The following is a 13,695-nucleotide window of genomic DNA, read 5'->3' as shown; positions in this document are numbered from 1 at the left end:
AGGATTGTGAGTTAGGACGCTAAAAGGCGGTAAATCCAGGTAAATTGAGCCGCCTTGACACCTCAAAAAACCGCGCCGCTCGTAAAATTTAGCCTAAATTTACTCAAATTTAGCTTTCGCTAGTCGCAGCGTAAAGACCGCTAAATTTAGCCTAAATTTAATCCTCGGGCGGCAAAAGCGGGCCAAATTTAAAAAGCCGCCTAACCCGAAATCCGCAAGGCAGTTTCAGGCCAGACGGCGTAAATTTAGCCTAGTTTAGATTATCTTTTTAGGCTATTTACGATCGAGAGCATATCGTCGCTCGTCGTGATCGCCTTTGAGTTGGCTTCATACGCGCGCTGAGCCGTGATGAGGTCGATCATCTCCTAGGCTAGCCGTACGTTGCTCATCTCGACAAATCCCTGCCTGATCGTGCCGATGCCGTCGAGCCTAGCCGTGCCGACCACGACCTGGCGCAAATTCCCCTTGGCGAGCTGGTGCAGGGCGAAGGGGTCATATATGTGCAGATCTGCGAAAAATGCGAGGTTTTGGGCGGCTGCTTTCAGTGCACGTGAGGGTTAAAATCAAAATTTTAGCTAAAGCGCGTCAAATTGCATTTAAAGATGGATAGAATTATAATGCTGTCCTTTTTGATCTGAAAAAGTACCACATAGCTTTTAAAGATCATCTCTCTGACGTCGTTTCTGTTTTGCTTTAAATTTTTTCTAAAGCGATACGGCATAAAGGGGATTTTTTCGATTTCGTTTTGAGCTCGCGCATAAAATCATCAGCCCGAGCTTCGCTGTGCAAAGCTATGAAACTGGCGATATTTTCGAGTTCGCTCACGAAATTTTCAGAGTATAAAATTACCACGCGAGCCCTTTTTCGGCTAGCCTTTCTTTTATCTCATCATCGTTATAAAGCTTTAATTCGCCTTTGTCCGATCGATCTATTATCTCGTCGAGCTTTTTTTGATCGGATTCGCTTAGCATATGTTCGTCGCAAACTATAGTCGCCGTCGGATCAAGTAGCAGCAAAGCCTTTATAGCTTTTATGGTATTATCGTTTTGTGTTTTTATATTGATCGTCGCCATCTTAGCTCCTTTGCGTTTTATTTTACTAAAAAATTTTAAAATGCAGCTTTCGTAAAATTTTAAAATAGCTTCATGCTGCCTAAATTTGATTAAAAGGAATTTACGGGTTATTGGCTTGGGTAAAAAAAAGGGGCACAGGGCGCAGGCTAAATTTTAATTTACAGCCAAATTTAGCCCGCCCGCATAGCTGCCAAATGTTACTACTCGCTAAGTGCCTCCGCGACGTGATCCCAGCCGAGCGCTCTAGCATAATCGAGCGCGGTTTTGCCGTGGATATTTTTAGCGTTTTTATCCGCACCCTTAGCAAGCAAAAGCTCGAGCCTCGTCAGATTGCCCGCGATCGCCTCGTGGTGCAGCATCGTGTAGCCCTCATCGTCCGTGCGCGTGATCTCGTCCGGATACCCGCGCAAAAACTCCTCGAAATTTTTCTTCGTATTGACGCTCATCGGGTGCTCGGTTAAATTTTGCGGATGCTCCTGCTGTTCGTACGCCACCAGCACGACGTCAGGATCGCCGAAATTTAGCCCCCACGCCTCGTCGTGCTCGGCGCGCTCGCTCTGGCTCATAGCTTTGCGCATCGCCTGCACGCTAAAGCCGCCGTAGGTCTTGCCCTCTATCGCAAACATCCAGTCGCTGATCTGCTCTAGCGGCACCGCGACTTCGTCGCCGTTTTTGACGTTGTTTAGCACGTTCGGGTCGTTTACGAGCACGCCGCAAACGCGCTCGCCGTCAAAATACACGTCGTTTACCCACATATGCTCGACCTCGGTGCTACCGTTTAGCTCTTGCGAAAAGGCGACCTTGACGCAGGCAAAGCTAAGCGCGGGGACGATGCGGAGGCGCTCCCAGTACAGCTCACGCCAGAAGTAGCGAAAGCTCTTTCGCGCCTGCTCGAATGCTTTTAGCATCGCCTCATCTTCGCCGTCCGCGTAAAACACGGGCTCGCCGTCTGCGCTACCTTTTCCTTTGCAGCCGCCTTCAAGATCGCGTGCGGCGCGCTCGCAGGAGCCTTTGTCCTCACAGCTCGCGTCATCGCCGCCGAATAGTTTTTTAAACAGTCCCATTTGCTCTCCTTAAATTTAGTTGAGATTCGTATTGTATTTTAAATTTACTTTCATCTGCCTGATTAAAATAGCGGGCAAAATTTCACCGCGCGAGCCGTATGGCGGAGTGCAGAAGAGCAGGGCGGTTTTGAAGTTTGAGCTCCGCGCCCGCGCTAAAATTAGCTATAATTGCGTTTAAATTTAATTAAAGGAGAGATTATGGGGTTATTCGGTTTGGGCAAAAAAGCTGAAAAAGCGCAAATTCCAAGTACCTTTGCCGGCAGAGTGGATAAATTTTGGGCGGAATTTGGCAGCGTGATAGATGAGATCAAGACCGATCTGGCGGCGGAAGAGTTTGAAAAGGCGATGCAAAAGACTGACGAGAAGCTTCGAATCTGCCTTGCCGAGCCCTATTTTATGACGGGGCTCGCGGGTGATAAGCTCGATCTGGTGCTAACTCCCGAGGGCATGAGACACCGATTATTTTGGCTAAGCTTCATCAAAAACGCTATGCCCAAGCAGCTCGAGGGCAGAATGCGCTGTACGCTCGGAAAGCCGCGCGCGCCGCGAGGTATCGGCGGGATAGAGATGTATGGCACCAACGTAAGCGCCGAGGAGTCGATGATCTACGCGCAGTTTAACGAAAGCGATGTGGATATTAAAATTTACAACGAAAACCTAGCGGCTCTGCTCGCGCAGGACGAGGGCAAAGCGGGCAATCTAAGCTTCATCCTGCTTGATAACATCATCGGTGAAACGACGGTTATTAACACTTTGGGCATGCTTGAAGTGCTTGATAAGCCGCAGGAAAACGGCGTGCCGCTAAGCGAATTTGCCGATCTGATCGATGAGAAATTCGGCGAAAAAGCCGCGCGCGCGCCGCTAAAGAATTTTTTCAGCTACGAGATGGAGCCGCGCGGAAGCGAGGTGCGAGAGGACGTGGTCGTGGGCACAACCTGCCTGCGAAATCTCATAGGCGAGTACCTAGGCGGCAAGCGTAACATCTACAACGAAGCCTTCGAGCTCGGCATTAAATTTTGCTTTCTTAGCGTAGGCAACAGCGGTGACATGCAGGCGGGCTTTGATCTGCGAAACAAAATCGAGGACGATGAGCTGGAGAGCTGCGGCTCGTTTCTGGAGATAATCGGCGGCGCAACCGGGCAGAGGCACGCATACATCGATCTCATCTGCTATAACGAGGAGAAGCTGAAAGAAAAGGTGCAGCAGCTTTGCAAAAAATATGGCGCGAATATACAAATCCACGACTTTAAGCGGTAGGAGAGCTCGGTTTTACCGCTATCGAAATCCATGACTTTAAGCAGTAGCGGCCTCTGTTTTGCGGCAGATAAATTTGAAATTTTGCGCCATCGCGGAAAATAAATTTAAAATTTACCGCGTCGCACGCTCTGCGGTTTTAGCGCGCTACGCTTTAAATTTATCCGTATTGTGATCTTGGGCGGTAGGGCTTAGCGAAATTTTGCCACGTTTGCCCTGGCGTAAATTTAAAGCGGTTCCGCCCAAGGCTCGCTGCGATTTCAAATTTAAGCGCTGCATAAATTTATTTTAGACGCAGCGCGTCGAAAAATAGAGCGGCAGCGCGGGCAAAATAATCGGGGCTTGGCGCTTTTTTCATTCGCAGCTAAAATTTATCGCAAGCGCTTTTGCTGGGCGCCGCAAAACAGCAAGGCTCTTTATCTGAAGTTAAATTTTATATCCGTTTGCTTTTAAAATTTTAAAATAAAATTCCATCTCTGCCGCGAACCGCGCGCCATTGCGGAGTAAAATTTAATCTCCGCAAAAGCGATGCAGAGGCGCTAAATTTAATAACTCACGCCGCTAAGATACAGCCCGTTCGGTGGAAAGGGGATTCTGCTAAGCGCTCGCGAGAAGCTGATCTTGCGCCCGCTCTGCACGGATTTTAGGGCGTTTGCGACCATCAGCCGCACCTGCGCTCGCAAAAATCCGTTGGCTTTAAAATTTATCAAGGTCAAATTTCTAAAAGAGTAGGCGCGCGCGACGTAGAGCTTGCGTACCGGGCTTTTTATGTCGCTGCCGCTTTTCATAAACTCGCTAAAATCGTGCTCGCCGACGAAATTTGCAAGCGCAGCATTGAGCGCGGCAAGATCCACGCGCGGATAAAACACGCAAAAATCGCTAAGAAAGGGGCTTGGACGTCCATGGTTTAAAACGTAGCGATAGCAGCGCGCCACAGCATCGTAACGCGGATGAAAATCGCGCGGTACCGGGCTGATGTGTTGCACAAAAATATAGGGCGCGCAGTGGCGGTTTATGAGCTCTTTTAGACGCGGCAGCTCCCAGTGTACGGTGCATTCGACGCAGCTTACCTGGCGCAGCGCGTGCACCCCTTTATCGGTGCGCGAGCTGCTAATTAGCGGCGCAAAGATACCCACGCGCCCCAAAGCCGCGCGCAGCACGTCCTCGACGCCGCGCCCGTGAGGCTGAGACTGCGAGCCGCTAAATTTCGAGCCGTCATAGGAATAGACGAGCTTGAGCTTCACGCGCTCGGAGTTTGCGCTCGCTGCGAAGGTGCACGCATCTGCAGTAGTATTTGGCAGAGTGCTTATTTTGCCGATGTGCGCAAGCTCGCTCACTGCGAAGTCGCTTGCGGGCGCGCTTTCAATAATATTTTTGAGTTCGGACGCGCTTGTAAGGGTGTTTGCGGAAATGCCCGCTTTGTAGGCGGTATCTGCTTTGAGAGAATTTGCGGTGCGGTCGTCTGCGCGCACGGTCGTATAAATTTCCTCTGCGCTTATCGCGCAAATATCGGAAGCGGCTGTATCAGCAGAATTTTTGCAGGCGGAATTTAAATCTGCCGCACGCGCGGTCTCTTTGGCGCGAACAGTATCCAAATTCCGCTCGAAATTTTCGTGATTCAACTCGCAATCAGGCGCAGTATAGGTAGCCGTATCGCTCGCCGAGCTTGCGATGGCGGAATTTTTAAAATTTGAAAACTCGTCGTTTAAGATCAAAACCTGCTCGCCGTTTTGCGCTTCGCGTTTTAAATTTACGCCACGCAAAATTTTAGACGCGCTAGACTTGTTCGTCGAAATTTTATCCGCTAAATTTCGAGCGGACGAGCTTTTATTTAAAATTTCGCCGCGGCAAAGCTTGGAGTCTTTTTCAGTATCTCGGGGCAATTTTGATCCTGTAGTAAAGCAGCGAGCCGATAAGCGTAACGCCAAATGTCACGGGAAGCGCGATGCTTGGGTATTTAGAGAGCAGCATGATCATCGCGAAGTAGCTAAAAAGCACGCCGAAGATCCCTGCGTAAACGAAGCCCTTTTCGTAACGATAGGTCACGATGCCGAGGCTTAGCGCAAACAGAAAGCTCGCTAGCGGAAAGAGCGAGACGAGGGTGTAGATGCTAAATTCTTTCCTGCGCTTCTCGCTGCCGCTCATATCGCTCCAGTATCCGATCACGCCGCCTCCGCCGCGGATATTGCGGTCGCTTTGCGTGCGCAGGGTTAGGCTTTCAAACTCGCTTACGTGCCACTGCTCGCCGCCCATCGTGTAAATTTTGCCGTCGTGCAGCATCGCGGAAAAGCTCGCGTTTTCGTTTTTAAACTCGCCGCTGCGCGCTACGATCATCCGCTCATGATCCTGCGAGTTGCCCGGATTATACAGCACCAGATCCTTATACAGCGTGCTTGTGCCGTTGTTTTCCTGCGAGTCGATAAAAACGAGCCAGTCGGAAAATTTCTGCCCGAATTCGTTGGATTTGATATTTAGCGTCGCGCTAATTTTTTTGTAATCGATGAAATTGTCCTTTAAATTTTCGGCTATCGGCATCATAAAAAGCGATACGAAAAGTAGCGCCAAGGAACACAGCGCGGCGCTTATGCCGAAAAATAGCGCGATCTTGCGCGTGGCGTAGCCGATGGTAAAGATGACGATGGTTTCGTTCTCTTTAGATAGCCTAAAAAGCGAGATACTAAGCGCTACGAAAAACGCGATCGGCACCGTAAATATGAGGATGCGCGGTAGCATGAAAAGATATAGCTTGACTAGCTCTGAAAAATTTATCTCGATAAACGACGTAATGCGCGCGATCTGAAGGAAAAATACGATCGACATTATGATAAAAAGCGTGCTGAAAAGCGACGCGAACGAGCTTACGAAGTTGCTAAATAAATAGCGCTGCACCCTATCCATAAATGACGTCCAAGAGCCTTAAAATTTGATCTCTAAAAATAAAAGTAAGAAGCAGCCCCATCGATAAAAACGGCACGAACGGCAGCTCATAGCCTCTTTTGTGCGCGATGAGATACGCAGGCAGCGTCAAAATCGCGCCGATGTAGATCGAGATGCCGCCAAGCTTCCAGCCCAAAATCGCCCCCATAACGCCCGCGATAAAAATATCCGCGCTACCCATCGCTTCGCGCTTTAGCACGAAGGTGACGATGAGGCGTAGCACGAAAAATATCGCCGCGTATCCCGCCGCCGCGCCCACGCCGCTAAGATCAAAATCATACATCAGCGTATAGGCAAGCGAAAGCGCCGTAACTACGTAAAGAAGGCTCTCCGGTACGGCTTTGTACTCAAAATCGATCGCCGAAAGCGCCATAAGCAAGATGAAGCAAAGCCCGAGCACCGCGGCTTTTGCAAGATCGGGCTCGCCGAAATACGCCGCAAGTGCAAGCGCGCCGCCTAAAAGCTCGACGATCGGGTAGCGGATCGAAATTTTGGTTTTGCAAAAGGCGCATTTGCCGCCCAAAAAGAGCCACGAAAGCAGCGGGATGTTGTGGTAAAATTTTAAAGCGTGAGAGCATTTGGGGCAGTGCGATGCGGGGAAATTGACGCTCTGTCCGCGCGGCAGGCGGTAGATCAGGACGTTGCAAAACGAACCCACGCAGGTGCCGAATACCGCAAAAATCACGCCGTCAACGATATTTAAATCCATCTTTTTCCTTTGAAGCTTTAACTTTTTAAAATTTAATCAAACGCTCTATGGTAGCGAGAAATTTCTTAGTTTTCATTGATTTCTTGCCTCTCATAAGGGAAAAATTTTACAAAAATCGCCGCCGCGCCTACGCAAAATAAAATAGCTATGAGCCCGGCGATTAGCGGCTCGCCCCATACCCCACATATAATCCGCCGAAAATCAAAAATCCCGCCACCAGTATCACGGCGTCCAAAAGATCGAAGTTCAAAGTATCTACGATCCATAAAAACATAATATATGCGCCTATCCCGCTGCCTGCAGATGCCAAAATCCCCATTTTATCGGGGATGAGGGCAAACGCTAGCATAAAAAACAGCAGCAGGCAAATGTAGACCGCCAGTATAAATTTCTTTGGTTTTTTATACACGCTGCCGCATCTTGGGCATCTGAGAGTTTTTATCGGCTTTTTGGTAAGCTTTTTGCCGCAACCACATTGTATGTAGTAGCTCATAGCCTTCCTTGTCATTCTTTGCACGAACACGCGGCGCGGTTTTTAAAATCCTGCCGCGTAAATTTGCTGCGCAGCGTAATGCAGCTCGCGCTAGAGCTTTAAATTTAAGCGGTGCGAAATTTTAAATTTCTATGGCGTCGCACGCCTACGTAATTAAAATTTTAAATTTTACGATGCCGTAAATTAAAATCTTGAAATTTTAAAATTCCAAGGTTTCGCGAGCGCCCGCGGATTAAATTTTAAAATTTATCGCGTCTAAGCGGCTCTGCAAAACAAAATTTTAAAATTTAAAGCGACCGTTAGAGCGACTGCGCCGCAGCTCAAAGACCGCCGAAGCGGCGTTGTTTGCGGCGGAAATCATCCACTATGCGCGCAAGCTCCTCGCGCGTGAAATCCGGCCACAGCGTCGGCGTAAACGCAAGCTCGGCGTAGCTCGCCTGCCAGAGCAAGAAATTCGACAGCCGCTGCTCGCCGCCCGTGCGCACCAGCAGGTCCACGTCGCCGCTGTGCGCGGTATCCAAATGCGCGCCGATGCCCGCTTCGCTTAGTCGCTCGCCGCTTGCAAGCAGCCGCTCGCACGCTCGCACGATCTCGTCGCGCGAGCCGTAGTTGATAGCTAGGTTAAAATTTAGCGCCCGCCCGTTTTGAGTTAAATTTGAAAGATATTCGATCTCGCTTCGCAGATCGCCATCAAAAGCCGATATATCGCCGATCGGATAGAATTTTATCCCGTTTTGGATAAATTTTTCGCGGCGCGAAATTAGGAATTTTTGAAGCAACTTCATCAAAAATTCCACTTCGCTTTTCGGGCGCTTCCAATTTTCGGTGCTAAAGGCGTAGAGCGTGAGGTTTGCGATGCCTTCGTCGATGCAAAACTCGCAGATCTGCTCCACGACCTCCGCGCCTGCTTCGTGCCCGCCGGTGCGCAGCAAACCGCGCTTTTTCGCCCAGCGCCCGTTGCCGTCCATCACAAGAGCGAGATGATTTAGGCTATTCACGGATCAGATTTTTTTCAGCTCAGCCGCGATTTTTAGGGCGACTTCGTCCTTCGGCGCGGTGTCGATTACGACCTGATCGTTTTTCGTGATAAAGGTGACCTTAAGGACGTCGCCGCCGAGCTTGATGATGTCATCCAGCACGTTTAGGCAAACGGCGTCGAGATGCTTTTCGTTAAGCATGCGTTTGGCCTCGCCGACGGCGTTTTCGCGGTCGGTTTCGAGTTTAAAGCCCACTTTTTTGATATTTCCGCGCACGGAGCTTAATATATCCTCGTTTTCACCCAGGCGTAAATTCCAAATTTCGCCGATCTCCGCCTTTTTCACCTTGTCTTTGTAACGCACCTTCGGCGAGTAATCGCTTACCGCGGCGGCCATTATCAAATACGCGCCGTCGGGGAATTTTGTGCTGTCAAGCGCCGATTTTAGACCGATAGTGCTTTCAAATTTAACGAGCTTGTACGGTAAATTTTCATATTCGTTGCTAGAGATCAGCGTCACGTCCGCGCCTAGGTAAAACAGCGCGTCGGCAATCGCTTTGGAGGTTTTGCCGCTGGAAAAATTCGTAATGCCGCGCACGCTGTCGATCTTTTCGATCGTTGCGCCTCCGGTGATGATGACGGTTTTATCCTCCCAAAATTTATCGTTGTAAAGCGCACGCTTTAGCGTTTGCATGATCGCTTCGGTCGTCGCTAGCCCGCCCTTGCCGGTATCTCCGCAAGCTAGGATTTTTTCTATCGGATTCACAAAATACGCATTGACGCTTGCTTTTAGCATATCGATGCAGTTTTTCGTGATGTTGTTTTCAAGCAGCGCGGGGTTCGCGGCCGGCGCGATGACTACCTTAGCGTGAGCGAAAGCCGCGTTTAGCACCTCTAAAAATACGTTGTCGCAGACGCCCCACGCGAGCTTGTTTATCGTATTTGCCGTCGCAGGCGCTATCAAAACTAAATCCACCTTGGAGTAAGCGATGTGGTTGATGCCCGCCTGCCAGTTTTCGTTGGCTTTGCAAAGCACCGGGTGATCGCACAGCGCCTCGAATGCCTTGTAGCTGACAAACTCCTGCACGCCGTCGCTAAGCGCGACATAGACGTCGAAATTCGACTTTTTCAGAGCGGATAAAATTTCAAACGCTTTGTAAAAACTGATACTCCCGCAAACCGCCAGTAAAACCTTTTTCTTACTCATCTTCGCTCCTAAAAAATTTATGGAAAAACCCATCTTTGTTGATTTGTTTGCTTCGACTGATCGCCAGCGCGCCGCTCGGAACGTCGCTCGTAACCGTCGTGCCCGCAGCGATTATGACGTCGTCGGCCACTCGCACGGGCGCTACTAGCTGCGTGTCCGAGCCGATAAAGACGTTTTTGCCGATTATCGTTTTGTATTTTTTCTTGCCGTCGTAGTTGCACGTAATCGTGCCGCAGCCGATATTGCTGCCCTCATCGATCTCGCAATCTCCGAGGTAGCTTAAATGCCCCGCCTTGATCTTGTTTACTTTTGCGTTTTTAAGCTCGACGAAATTTCCGATATGAGTATCAGCAACTTCGCATTTTGGGCGCAGATGTGCCATCGGACCGATGTCGGAGTTTTTTACGACGCTATCTTCGATGACGCAGCCGCTTTTGATGAGCGAGCTTTCGATCACGCAAGGACCTATGATACTTACGTTTTCTTGCAGCTCGCATTCGCCGATAAATTTTGCTCTACTGTCGATGTAGATACTTTGCGGTAGGCGCATCAAAACGCCTTGCTTCATCAAATTTTCTTTGATCTCGTTTTGCATTAAATTTTCGGCGATGCTGAGGGCAAATTTATCGTTTATGCCCATGAAATTTTGCTCGTCCACCCACACGGCGGCGCATTTTAAGCCCATATCTTTGGCGATTTTGATTGCATCCGTGAGGTAGTATTCTTTTTGCGCGTTATCGGGTTTGATCTGCGGCAGAATTTGTTTCAATGCCTCGCTTTTGAAGCAGTAGCAGCCTGCGTTTGCGTCTTTTACCGCCTTTTCTTCCTCGCTTGCGTCCTTTTGCTCGACGATCTTTAAAATTTCGCCGCCGCGGGTGATTACGCGGCCGTATCCGAATGGATCGCGCGCGCTAAAAACGCTTAAATTTACCTCCGCGTTCCCCTCGCAGAGTTTGCGAAGCTCGGCGCTTTTTACCAAAGGCATATCGCCGCAGATTATGAGCGTTTTGGCTCCGCGGATTTCGACCTCTTTTAGTCCGCCCGCAGTGCCGGGGAAATGCTCGTGATCTTGTTTATAAATTTTAGCGTTTGGGAACTGCGCTAGAACCGCGCTTTTAACCTCATCGAATTGGTAGTGTAAAATCACGCTCACGTCGTTTGAAATTTCGTAAGCTTTCTTTAGGATGTGGATTATCATCGGCTCGCCGCAAAGCTCGAAAAGAACTTTAGCTTTTTGCGACTTCATCCGAGTGCCGAGTCCTGCGGCAAGAACTATAACCGAAACGTCGTTCATTTTTACCCTTAAATTTCAAAAATCGGATAATTTTAACACATTTAAAATAAATAAAAACCTAAATTTATGCCGCGCGGGCGAAATTTAAATCCCAAATTCAACTAAAATTTTATAAAATTCCGCCTAAATTTTAAAGCTTAGGCGGACATTTTGAAAAAACTGATTTTAGTTACTTGTATTTGGGCGTTTAGCTTCTCGCTGATAGGCGAGTTTTTGCGCGGCATAGACAGCGCGTATTTGGCGTTTTCGCGCGTATCGTTGGCACTAATTTGCTTTTTGCCGTTTATGAAATTTCGTGGCGTAAATCCAGCCCTGGCGCTTAAAATTTGCGCCGTGGGCGCCGTGCAGATCGGCGTGATGTATATCTTCTACTACCGCAGCTTTGCGTATTTGAAGGTCTATGAAGTGGCGCTTTTTACGATATTTACTCCGTTTTACGTGACGCTGCTTTACGATGCGCTTAAGCTTAGATTTCGCGCGCTATATCTTTTCAGCGTCGCAGTTGCGGTGCTCGGGGCTTTGGTGATAAAATTCGGCACGATAAGCTCCGAGTTTTTGACGGGCTTCTTGCTCGTACAAGGCGCAAATTTATGCTTCGGGCTCGGACAGAGCGCGTATAAATTTATGCTGGAGCGCCACGGTTTTAGCGAGCAGAAGGAGCTTTTCGGCTATTTTTTCGTCGGAGCTACCGCGGTTACGGCGATTGCGGCGATCGTGCTCGGAGATTTTTCTAAATTTAATCCCAGCTTCTCGCAGGGCGCGGTGATCGTGTATCTAGGAACTGTGGCAAGCGCTCTGGGGTATTTTTTGTGGAACAAAGGCGCGTGCGAAGTCGATAGCGGCGTGCTTGCGATTATGAATAACGCGCTCATCCCCGCAGCGATCGTCGTAAATTTAGTGTTTTGGCAAAAGGATGCCGATATAGCGCGCCTACTTGCGGGCTCGGCACTGATTTATGTTTCGCTAATTTTGCATAAAAAGATTATGAAATTTTACGCCGTGCGCGAGCAAAGAATTTAGTATTTAACTAAAATTTTATATTTTTACATTAGAATTAGCCCTTATTTTATTTGAAGTTGGCAAAATGAAAAAAACCTTGAAATTTATCGCCTTTACCCTGCTCATAGTCATTGCGATATATTTCTTATACGGCAAATTTTTTAAGCAAGAAGAGGCGCCGAAGGCCCTTACCACAAGGCTTGAGAAGGGCAGTATCAGAGGCACGGTGACGGCTGCGGGAGAGGTTTATGCCAGGGATTTGGTAGATGTGGGCGCGCAGGTAAGCGGACAGATCAAAAAGCTCTACGTCAAAGTGGGCGATAAGGTTCAAAAAGGCGATATGATCGCACAGATCGACTCGGTCACTCAAGAAAATGAGATCGCGCAGCAAAAGGCGCAGCTTCTGATCCATGAGGCAAATTTGGCTTCGGCAAAGATCGCTGCAGAAAACGCCAAAACGCAGTATAACCGCGAGCTTGAGCTGTATAAAAGAAACGCCGCTTCCAAAGAGGCGGTGGAAAACGCTAAAGATAGCGCCGCTTTAAAAGAGGCCGAGCAGAAGCAGATTGAGGCGCAGATCGAGCAGACCAAACTTCAGCTAAGCACGGCGGAGACGAATTTCGGCTACACCAAGATCACGGCTCCGATAAGCGGCACGATCGTTTCGATGCCGGTAGAGGAGGGTAAGACGGTAAATTTCAACCAAACGACGCCCACGATCGTAAAGATCGCCGATCTAAGCAAGATGGAGATCAAGATGCAGATCGCAGAGGGCGATATATCTAAAGTAAAGGTTGGAATGGACGTAGAATACTCCATACTATCGGATCTGGATAATATCAAAAAGGCTAAAATTTACAAGATCGATCCGGGTCTTACTACGCTTAGCGACGGGACGTACGATAAAACCTCTAGCGGTTCGTCCTATTCTTCGAGTAGCAGCGACAGTGCGATCTATTTTTACGCAAAGATGCTCGTGGATAACGAAAACGATTTTTTAAAGATCGGAATGACGACCGAAAACAACATAATCGTAAGCGAAGCGAACAATACGAGCTACCTGCCTACCTCCGTCATTAAGCGCGACGGGGGAGGCGATTACGTCACTGTGCTTAACGGCAAAGAGCCCGAGCAGCGATACGTGAAAACGGGCGTCAACGACGATCTGAATACCGAAATTTTAAGCGGTTTGGATGAAAAAGATGAGGTGCTTATCGCCGACGGAAAAGCCGCGCCGTTAAATATGGACGGACCTCCGATGGTGTTTTAGAGAATTTTATGGTGTGAAGATGCTAGAGCTTAAAGATATAAACAAAAAATTCATTCTCGGCGATAACGAAATCCACGTCCTAAAGGACGTAAACTTAAATATCAAAGCGGGCGAATTTATATCGATAATCGGGCAATCGGGAAGCGGAAAATCGACTCTGATGAATATAATCGGCTGCATCGATACGCCAAGCAGCGGAAGCTACAAGATCGAGGGCCGCGAGACTGCGAATTTAAGCGGCGACGAGCTTGCGGCGCTTAGAAGTAAAAAATTTGGCTTTGTCTTTCAAAAATACAATCTCATCGCTACGATGGACGCGACCGCAAATGTCTCGCTGCCTGCGGTGTATGCGGGCGTAGGGGCAAGCGAACGGACGAAACGGGCGGTGGAGCTTTTGGATAAGCTGGAGCTTGGCGATC

At 48.9% G+C, this 13,695-nt stretch carries 13 protein-coding genes and 1 pseudogene; 4 read left to right on the top strand and 10 right to left on the bottom strand.

The annotated features are described in order from the left end of the window. Window positions 1–260: 260 nt before the first annotated feature. The 3 genes and pseudogenes from Q0438_RS07250 to Q0438_RS07240 all read right to left on the bottom strand — a co-directional run. Window positions 261–425: pseudogene (locus tag Q0438_RS07250) on the bottom strand (flagellar basal body rod C-terminal domain-containing protein); the annotation flags it as partial. 420 nt (window positions 426–845) lie between these two features. After that, on the bottom strand, window positions 846–1,073 hold the full coding sequence (locus Q0438_RS07245) for a hypothetical protein (protein WP_299189669.1): 228 nt from the start codon (window positions 1,071–1,073) through the stop codon (window positions 846–848). A 200-nt stretch (window positions 1,074–1,273) separates the two neighbouring features. Continuing rightward, entirely contained in the window at window positions 1,274–2,137 is an 864-nt protein-coding gene (locus Q0438_RS07240; RefSeq protein WP_299189668.1) for a DUF2314 domain-containing protein, read from the bottom strand. A 198-nt stretch (window positions 2,138–2,335) separates the two neighbouring features. On the opposite strand from Q0438_RS07240, the gene Q0438_RS07235 reads away from it, so the two are divergent. Continuing rightward, window positions 2,336–3,394 carry a hypothetical protein gene (locus tag Q0438_RS07235; protein ID WP_299189667.1) on the top strand — a complete coding sequence of 353 codons (1,059 nt, stop codon included), beginning with the start codon at window positions 2,336–2,338 and terminating at the stop codon, window positions 3,392–3,394. Between the two features lie 542 nt (window positions 3,395–3,936). Here the strand turns inward: Q0438_RS07235 and truA are convergent. The 7 genes from truA to glmU all read right to left on the bottom strand — a co-directional run bounded on the left by truA (window position 3,937) and on the right by glmU (window position 11,007). Continuing rightward, window positions 3,937–4,635: a tRNA pseudouridine(38-40) synthase TruA gene (gene truA / locus Q0438_RS11145; RefSeq protein ID WP_367178503.1), complete on the bottom strand. Its 699-nt coding sequence runs from the start codon at window positions 4,633–4,635 to the stop codon at window positions 3,937–3,939. Between the two features lie 622 nt (window positions 4,636–5,257). After that, a complete protein-coding gene (locus tag Q0438_RS07225) occupies window positions 5,258–6,289 on the bottom strand; it encodes an LptF/LptG family permease (protein ID WP_177387932.1) in 1,032 nt (343 codons plus the stop codon). Next, the gene (locus Q0438_RS07220) at window positions 6,282–7,037 is read right to left on the bottom strand and encodes an A24 family peptidase (protein WP_299189661.1); all 756 of its coding nucleotides are present in this window, start codon (window positions 7,035–7,037) and stop codon (window positions 6,282–6,284) included. Before Q0438_RS07220 ends, Q0438_RS07225 begins: the two co-directional genes overlap by 8 nt. A 160-nt stretch (window positions 7,038–7,197) precedes the next feature. Next, window positions 7,198–7,530, bottom strand: coding sequence for a hypothetical protein (locus tag Q0438_RS07215; RefSeq protein WP_299189654.1), 333 nt, complete (start codon window positions 7,528–7,530; stop codon window positions 7,198–7,200). A 320-nt stretch (window positions 7,531–7,850) separates the two neighbouring features. After that, a complete protein-coding gene (gene uppS, locus Q0438_RS07210) occupies window positions 7,851–8,528 on the bottom strand; it encodes a polyprenyl diphosphate synthase (protein ID WP_299189653.1) in 678 nt (225 codons plus the stop codon). A gap of 3 nt (window positions 8,529–8,531) precedes the next feature. Beyond that, entirely contained in the window at window positions 8,532–9,713 is a 1,182-nt protein-coding gene (gene coaBC / locus Q0438_RS07205) for a bifunctional phosphopantothenoylcysteine decarboxylase/phosphopantothenate--cysteine ligase CoaBC (RefSeq protein ID WP_299189652.1), read from the bottom strand. Continuing rightward, on the bottom strand, window positions 9,706–11,007 hold the full coding sequence (gene glmU, locus Q0438_RS07200) for a bifunctional UDP-N-acetylglucosamine diphosphorylase/glucosamine-1-phosphate N-acetyltransferase GlmU (RefSeq protein WP_299189650.1): 1,302 nt from the start codon (window positions 11,005–11,007) through the stop codon (window positions 9,706–9,708). The genes coaBC and glmU overlap by 8 nt, the downstream gene beginning before the upstream one ends. 150 nt (window positions 11,008–11,157) lie before the next feature. Between glmU and Q0438_RS07195 the strand changes: the two genes are divergently transcribed. The 3 genes from Q0438_RS07195 to Q0438_RS07185 all read left to right on the top strand — a co-directional run. Further along, the gene (locus tag Q0438_RS07195) at window positions 11,158–12,027 is read left to right on the top strand and encodes an EamA family transporter (protein ID WP_299189646.1); all 870 of its coding nucleotides are present in this window, start codon (window positions 11,158–11,160) and stop codon (window positions 12,025–12,027) included. A gap of 64 nt (window positions 12,028–12,091) precedes the next feature. Beyond that, window positions 12,092–13,276: an efflux RND transporter periplasmic adaptor subunit gene (locus tag Q0438_RS07190; protein ID WP_299189641.1), complete on the top strand. Its 1,185-nt coding sequence runs from the start codon at window positions 12,092–12,094 to the stop codon at window positions 13,274–13,276. A 19-nt stretch (window positions 13,277–13,295) separates the two neighbouring features. Beyond that, window positions 13,296–13,695 (top strand): ABC transporter ATP-binding protein (locus Q0438_RS07185; protein ID WP_299189640.1); only part of this gene is annotated, 400 nt, incomplete at its 3' end.

It is taken from the genome of uncultured Campylobacter sp. (assembly GCF_938030785.1).
GTDB lineage: Bacteria > Campylobacterota > Campylobacteria > Campylobacterales > Campylobacteraceae > Campylobacter_B.
This window is presented reverse-complemented; position numbering and strand designations above follow the sequence as displayed.